Genomic DNA, 6,212 nt, shown 5'->3' with positions numbered 1-6,212 from the left:
CCCCCGGTACGCGCCTTGATTCTCCGGCGGAGATGTCCTATCGTAGTCCCAAGCGCCGGACGGTCCGGCGCCAAAGACGGAGAGGAGGCCCGCATGAATGTTCCCCAAATCCGCGACCTGATCCTGAAGACCGTCGGGGTCTACTGCCTGCTCATTTCGTTCTCTTATGTTCAGATGTTCCTGCAGGCACTGATTTCCCCCGCGGGTATCGGTGTGCGTGAACTCAGCCCGTTTGATTACTTCGTCTTCGTGTTGTCGGTCGTATGGGCCGCCCTGTCTTGGGTGTTCCTCCGAAGAACCGACACCGTCCGCAGACGGATCTGGCCCGAAGACACGGAAACCACCGCCCCGGTAGTGCTGCCCAAGGCAACCGTGGCCTTCTGGGTCGTTGTGATCGCGTTCTACGCCTTTCTGCGGTATGCGGACAATTTCACCACGATTGGCCTGCGGAGCATAGAGGCCGGCCGCGCCGGCCAGCCCCCGTTCTCCTTCCTGGGTTTTGCCGGCATGATGGCGCCCCCGGCGCTGGCTGCCGCGTGCGTGTTCCGGGCGCGGGAGATCGGGGCGTGGATTGGGGCCCCCGTAGCAAGATGCGCGGCGGAGGACACCCCGCCCGAGCCCGGGGAGGACGCGTGATGAACCTGGCAGTGGACACCCCCTCCACGGAAGCGGCGGCATCCCCCGGCGGGAGCGCGCCGCTGGCCGCCCTTCAGGACACGGCGCTCAAGGCTGTGGGAATCGCATTCCTGTTGAACGCCGGGAACGCCCTGCCTCACGAGGTGGGGGGAATCGTGATGTATTGTTTCGTGCCGTCCGCATCCGGCCCCGCCGCGACAACCTATATGGTCGCATCCCTTTTCTGGTCATTGGCAGGCAACCTCTGCCTGGCGGCTGCGGGAGCGGCTCTTCTGCTCCGCGCACGTTCTCTGGCGCGGCGGCTTTGGCCGGGGAACGGGCAGGATGCCCCCGCCCCCCTGACATCCGCGGACGTTCTCACCCACTTCGTCGCTCTGGCAGCCCTCTACCTGATGATTCCGGAACTGACCGAGCTTCCCGGGACGCTGTGGCAATTTCGGAAACCCCTTCCTTCCGGGATAGTGTCTATGTCCGTCTACAGCGACACCCATGAACTTCTCCGGTGCCTCACCCTTGTTTGTCTCTGCGCGTTCAGCCTCGCCAAGGCGCGCCCCCTCGGCGCGTGGATGGCCCGGCGCGCGGGGTTGGCGGACTGACCCTCCGGGTCGGGTGGGCGTGAGGGGGCGGCCGAAGCGGTGGAGAGTGTCCAAAGACAAGGCCGGCGGGACGCCGGCGCTACGGACGCGCGGCCCGCAGACTCTTCCCGTAGCGCAGGCGTCCCGCCGGCCTTGTCTTCCTTCGCGTCTCGGCACGGAGTCCGAGACGCCCCGTCCGCACAACCCGCGCCTTGATTCTCCGGCGGAGATGTCCTATCGTAGTCACAAGCGCCGGACGATCCGGTGCCGCACACGGAGAGGAGGCCCGCATGAATGTTCCCCAAATCCGCGACCTGATCCTGAAGATTGTCGGGGTCTACTGCCTGGTTGTAACCTTCTCCCTAGTCCAAGTGGTTCTGTTTACGGTGATTGGTTCTGTGGGGGGAGGCAGCATACTTCTGGGATTGGGCATGGGCATTTTTCACTTGGGAATGCTGGCCGTATGGATTGGCCTGACATGGGTCTTTCTCCGCCGGACTGACGCCGTCCGCAGGCGCATCTGGCCGGAGGACGGCGCGGAGAACGGCCCGGTCACGTTGCCGAAGATGACCATGGCCTTCTGGGTCGCCGTGGTGGGGCTCTCCGCCTTCCTGCAATCCGCAGGCCGGGCTGGGAGGGCATAGCAACAATCCACTCCACCGAGCGCTCATTCTCCCTCCTGGACTGGATCGTGTTCCTGGTGCCCGTCCTCCTCTCCGCCGTGTGCGTGCTCCGGGCGCGGGAGATCGGGGCGTGGATTTCCGCCCCTCTGGAGCGCGGCGCGGCGACGCCGACGCAGGACGCCCCGACCAAACCCGGGGAGGACGCCTGATGGAAACGGTTCTGGACACACGCCCCCCGGAAGAGGTGGCGTCCCCCGGCGGGGGTGTTTCGCTGGCCGCCCTGCAGGACACGGCGCTGGCGGGTTTGGGACTCGTGTTTGTGACCAAGGGGTGGATGCCGCTGATGCAGGGCATGGCCCAGATGGCGCACTCCTTATCCGGGGACCCCAGTCTCCCCAGCCCGCTCATGCTGCTTCAGATGCGGGCCAGTGCCGCGGGGATGATGGGGGAAGGCGTCCTGCTGGCAGCCGTCGGCGTCTTTCTTGTGCTGCGGGCGCGCGCCGTGGCGCGGAACCTTTGGGGGGATGGCGCGGAGGCCGCTTCAGCCCTGACGCCTGCCAACGCCCTCATGCATCTCGCAAGCCTGATCGCCCTTTACCGGATGGTCTCTCTTCTGGTGAAACTTCCCGGGGAGGTGTGGTTCACCGTCTCCCTGGCGATGTCCGAAGATACCGGCCCGATGCTCCACGACGGCGGCGAGGGGCTCTTCCGGAGTCTTTTTGTGATTCTCGTCTGTCTCGTCTGTCTGGCCAAGGCGCGCCCCCTCGGCGCGTGGATGGCCCGGCGCGCGGGGTTGGCGGACTGACCCTCCGGGCGAAACGGCTATGCCGCGAAGAAGAGGGCGCAGCAAGCAGCGCCCCTACATGTGCAGCCTTGGGTTTGTGCGAGGACATGGAGCAGTCGTTCCGTAGGGGCGCTGCTTGCCGCGCCCCAGCGCGCATGCGACCAGGGCAGGCGCGAGGACCTCTGTTTACTCCCGTAGGGGCGCTGCTTGCCGCGCCCCAGCGCGGGCACGAAAAGCGTCTCTTATCCGTTGCCTTGGGAGGCAAATACAGTCCGCCGCGCTACAGGAACCGCGTCTGGATGGCCAGCGTCTCGAGGTAGACCGCGCCGCCGCAGGCGGCGAAGAGGATGCCCAGCTTCAGTTCGGCCCACCAGTCCTCGAAGAACTCGCCCCGGAGGGCGGACCAGAGGTCGGGCTTGAGCCAGAACCAGACGGCCTCGGTGAACTCCTCCCAGTCTTTGAAGATGACGCGGTAGGCGAGGTAGTACAGCGGGGCGTTGAGCACGGCCAGGGTGGCCAGCAGCACGGGGTTCAGTCCGGTGTTCACTGCGCGACCCCCTCCAGCGGCGTGAGCGTGACGGGCCCGGCGAGGCCGGAGGGCAGCACGGGCCACCCGGCGGCGTCGAAGGGCTTGTAGTCCAGGTTCACAAAGTAGGCGCGCTGCCATTTTTCCTGGTTGCGGTCCATGGCGGCGATGCGGTTGGCGGCGAGGTTGGTCACTTCGATTTCGAGGGTGTTCTTTCCGGCGGTCAGCGGGCCGACGCTGTCCAGCCGGTAGGGCGGCATCCAGACGGAGCCGGCGTCCCGCCCGTTGACGCGCACGGCGGCGCACTCGCGCACGTCGCCGAGGTCGAGCCGCCAGCCGGCCGCGCCGGCCGCCGTTTCGGACAGGCTGAACTCCGCGCGGTAGACGGCGGTGCCGGAGAAGGCCTCCGTGCCGGGGGACTCGGTCCAGAACGCGGGCCGCCTCAGTTTCAGCGGCGCGGGCAGCGCCGGGCCGCCCTCCGTGAAGGTGACGGACCACTTGCCGTCCACGACGAGGGGCGGCCCGGCGGGCTTGGCGGCGGTCCACGGGGCGGCGGGCGTTGCGGGCGCGGCATCGTACACGCGCACCACGCAGGACTCCCCCGGCTCCAGCGTGAGCGGCACGCGGGCCCCGGCGTCCCCGGCCAGCAGCGGGATCATCCCGGAGCGCCCGGTCATGGGGTCGAAGAGCGCGGCGGCGGCTCCGCCCGCGGACAGGGGCAGCCCGCCGTCAAAGGCGGCGTCGGAGCGGTTCACGAGGAACCACGCCGTGCCGTCGTCCATCCGCCGGCGCACGAAGAAGACGCCGTGGTCCACGGCGGCCTCGCGGCGCAGGCCCGCCACGGCGGCCTCCAGATCCTCCGTCACCGTGGCGCGCGGGACCAGTTTGTCCATCTCGCCCTTCAGGGCGGCGCGGCGCGCGTCCAGCGCGCCCAGCCCCGGCACATCCTCCGGCGGCGCGCCGAGGAAGACCACCCGCACGCCCCGGTCGGCGAGGCGGTTCAGGGCGGCGGCGGTGTCCGGCGGCAGGTGTCTGCAGCGGGGCACCACCACGGCGCGGTAGCGGGCGAGGTCCGCCGCGGCGAGCTGGCGGTCGGAGACATAGTCGAAGTCGTGGCCGTGGTCCCACAGCCACGCGGCGGCCTCATGCGCCGGGCGCAGCCCGGTGTGGAGCCATTCCGTCGTGTTGTGGACCGTGAGGCGGTGGAGCGACGGCGGTTCCTTCGAGGGGGTGGCCCACAGGTCGTACACGGGGAAATAGAGCAGGATGTCCGCGTCCGGGCGGCCCGCCTGAAGGAACGACTGGCACCGCGCGAGGTAGCCGTTGATTTCCGGCAGGTGCCGGTGCCACGGGTTGGTCGGGCCGAAGTGCGTGGACGCGTAGAAGAGCCAGCCGGGCCAGGGGGCCGTCTCGGGCGAGTAGGCCGTGCCGTGGAAGAGCGCGTGGTTCACGCCGCCGAGGAACAGCTTGTCCATCTCCGCCTTGACGGCGGCGGGGCGCTCCTGGAAATGCTCGTCGAGCCAGGTGCAGGACTCGGAGGCGACGAGGCCGCGTCCGGCGACATGGGCGGCGGACGACGAGAACTTGGTCATGAGCAGCTCGCTGCCCTCGCGGCCGAAGCCCTCCGTCTCGGGGATGTCCGCCGCGGCGTAGAGGTCCAGGAGGTTTCCCGGCGAGCCGTGGGCCTCGTAGCGGCTGAGGCTGCCGCGCTCCCGCACCCAGGCCGCCCAGGGCTCCGCGAAGTCCAGCAGCATGAGGTCGCCCACCGTCTCATTGTAGTCCGACCGCACCCGGCCCACCGTGTCCGGGTCGCCCATGCCGAGCAGCGCGGGGAAATGATCCGCCAAGTCGTAGCCGCGCCGTTCCTTGAAGCGGTCGAGCAGGAGGTCCGTCCAGTTCTGGTTGTAGACCTCGTAGGAGTCCAGATAGAAGGCCCGGGGCTTCTTGCCCTGGTAGCCCGCGAAGGCCTGTTCAAACCGCGCGAGATAGCGCGCGAGTTTCTCCCGAGACCAGTGGTCCAGCACGTTCCCCTCGCCGCCCGGCGCGGCGCGTTTCACCTGCTGCTTCGTCCACCCCTGGAACAGGGCCACCAGCGTGCGGGGGCCGTCCGCGGGCGACCAGTCCAGCGTGCCGTCCGCGCCCGCGCGCGCCGTCACATCCTCCGCCGCGCCGTCGGCGGCGTAGGCCATGACCCGCTTCAGCACGGCCTCGGGCTGCTCGCCGCAGGCCAGCTTCTCGCCGAGGCGCTGTCCGGCGTCGAGGGCGTAGACCTGGAAGAAGGCGCGGGCGGCGGCCTCCTCCGGCCCGACCCACGGCCCGCCGTAGGGCCAGCCCGTGCCCAGCGTCATGTCCACGCCCAGGCCGCGCTTGTCCGTCTCCTCCGCGACGGCTGCGAGCAGCTCCATCCACCGGTCCGAGAGAAAGGGGACGGATTCCGCCTCCGCGTTCTCGGCGGCGTAGATGGGGATGACATGCATGCCGCCGAGGCCCGCCGCGCCGTAGACCTCCGCGTGCCGCGCGAGTTCCGCCTCCGACACCGCGCTGCCCATCCACCACCAGTAGGTCCAGGGCCGGCACTCCTTCGTGACGGGCGGCCACTCGGGCGGCGGCGCGGCCAGCGCGGGCAGGGACACCAGGGCGAGCAGGCAGCAGGCAACGAAGCGGTGTGCGGACATGACCGGACCCTCCATGTGCGGCCATTATGACACACGCGCCGGCGGCGGGGAGAGGCGGGACAATCGCACCACAAATCCGCCCACCCTTTCTGACAAAGCGTTCGTTTGTTCCCTGCCCTTTTCAACGCTGAAAGCGTTTCCGAATATAGCCCAGGCCAGGCCGCCGCCCGAAGGGCCAGGCCTGCCCTGGGTTGCCCGGACAGAAGGAATCATGCCCCAACGGGGCAGCCGAAATTACTGCGGGGTGCCGCGACGGCCGCCGTCATTTTTCGTGTGCCCCCGCGCGGGCAAGCCCACGCGAAGAAAGGCGGCAGCAAGCTGCCGCACTCCAAGGCGCTGCGCGCTGCGCGGACCCGGGGCGGCGGGGAGAGGCGGGACAATCGCACCACAAAT

Annotated in this window: 6 protein-coding genes; 4 read left to right on the top strand and 2 right to left on the bottom strand. The window is 69.1% G+C overall.

Features of this window, described 5'->3' with window-relative positions; genetic code table 11:
* The first annotated feature begins 93 nt into the window (after window positions 1-93).
* The 4 genes from GXY15_03850 (at window position 94) to GXY15_03835 (ending at window position 2,639) form a co-directional block, all read left to right on the top strand.
* Window positions 94-636 carry a hypothetical protein gene (locus GXY15_03850; protein ID NLV40345.1) on the top strand — a complete coding sequence of 181 codons (543 nt, stop codon included), beginning with the start codon at window positions 94-96 and terminating at the stop codon, window positions 634-636.
* 865 nt (window positions 637-1,501) lie between these two features.
* Entirely contained in the window at window positions 1,502-1,855 is a 354-nt protein-coding gene (locus GXY15_03845) for a hypothetical protein (protein ID NLV40344.1), read from the top strand.
* A gap of 47 nt (window positions 1,856-1,902) precedes the next feature.
* Window positions 1,903-2,043: a hypothetical protein gene (locus GXY15_03840; protein ID NLV40343.1), complete on the top strand. Its 141-nt coding sequence runs from the start codon at window positions 1,903-1,905 to the stop codon at window positions 2,041-2,043.
* Complete coding sequence (locus tag GXY15_03835) at window positions 2,043-2,639, top strand: hypothetical protein (GenBank protein ID NLV40342.1); 597 nt, start codon at window positions 2,043-2,045, stop codon at window positions 2,637-2,639. The genes GXY15_03840 and GXY15_03835 overlap by 1 nt, the downstream gene beginning before the upstream one ends.
* Window positions 2,640-2,898: 259 nt before the next feature.
* Here the strand turns inward: GXY15_03835 and GXY15_03830 are convergent, their stop codons facing one another.
* Both GXY15_03830 and GXY15_03825 read right to left on the bottom strand, forming a co-directional pair.
* Window positions 2,899-3,144, bottom strand: a complete 246-nt coding sequence (locus tag GXY15_03830; protein ID NLV40341.1) for a hypothetical protein — start codon at window positions 3,142-3,144, stop codon at window positions 2,899-2,901.
* A 17-nt stretch (window positions 3,145-3,161) separates the two neighbouring features.
* Complete coding sequence (locus GXY15_03825) at window positions 3,162-5,819, bottom strand: glycoside hydrolase (GenBank protein NLV40340.1); 2,658 nt, start codon at window positions 5,817-5,819, stop codon at window positions 3,162-3,164.
* Window positions 5,820-6,212: the final 393 nt, after the last annotated feature.

The organism is Candidatus Hydrogenedentota bacterium (genome assembly GCA_012730045.1).
Taxonomy (GTDB): Bacteria; Hydrogenedentota; Hydrogenedentia; order Hydrogenedentales; family CAITNO01; genus JAAYBR01.
This window is presented reverse-complemented; position numbering and strand designations above follow the sequence as displayed.

Bases quoted from the DNA above. Each gene is read 5' to 3' on its own strand.
- GXY15_03835 (NLV40342.1), top strand. From the start codon at position 2,043: ATGGAAACGGTTCTGGACACACGCCCCCCGGAAGAGGTGGCGTCCCCC.
- GXY15_03845 (NLV40344.1), top strand. From the start codon at position 1,502: ATGAATGTTCCCCAAATCCGCGACCTGATCCTGAAGATTGTCGGGGTC.
- GXY15_03825 (NLV40340.1), bottom strand. From the start codon at position 5,819: ATGTCCGCACACCGCTTCGTTGCCTGCTGCCTGCTCGCCCTGGTGTCC.
- GXY15_03850 (NLV40345.1), top strand. From the start codon at position 94: ATGAATGTTCCCCAAATCCGCGACCTGATCCTGAAGACCGTCGGGGTC.